This is a genomic window from Pseudomonas sp. 32_A (assembly GCF_017490905.1).
GTDB lineage: Bacteria > Pseudomonadota > Gammaproteobacteria > Pseudomonadales > Pseudomonadaceae > Aquipseudomonas > Aquipseudomonas inefficax.
In genome coordinates, this window is the sequence record NZ_JAFGYI010000412.1 from 1 (window position 1) to 428 (window position 428).

At 57.2% G+C, this 428-nt stretch carries 1 protein-coding gene; it reads right to left on the reverse strand.

The annotated features are described in order from the left end of the window. Positions 1-16: 16 nt before the first annotated feature. Positions 17-428 (reverse strand): heterodisulfide reductase-related iron-sulfur binding cluster (locus J5M58_RS27290; RefSeq protein WP_207880610.1); only part of this gene is annotated, 412 nt, incomplete at its 5' end.

Here is a 428-nt window from a genome sequence, read left to right on the forward strand (position 1 = left end):
GTTCAGCAGGCTTTGATCAGTCGAGCAGGTTGTTCGACAGTCCGAGCGAGTGGTGCAGCAGCCACACCGGATGCACGATCTTGACACCCGAGGACATGGAAATCTGCCAACGGCACGTCTCGGTATCACACACTCCAACGCCCTCGTTGTGATCCTGCATGTGCCTGAACACACCCGCACCGATCTTCTGGGCGACCTCATAGCGCTCGGCCTTCAGACCGTAGGTACCGGCGATACCACAGCACGGCTCGTTAGACTCCAGCACCTTGACACCCGGAATGAGCTCCATAAGCTGAACTGCCGGGAATCCCATGCCCTGGCTCTTGACCTGGCAGGGCTGGTGATAAGGAACCGTGATGTCGATCGGACGGAATTGCGAAGTGTCGAGTTCACCATTGCGGTACTCGTCCATGAGGAACTCTGAAAAG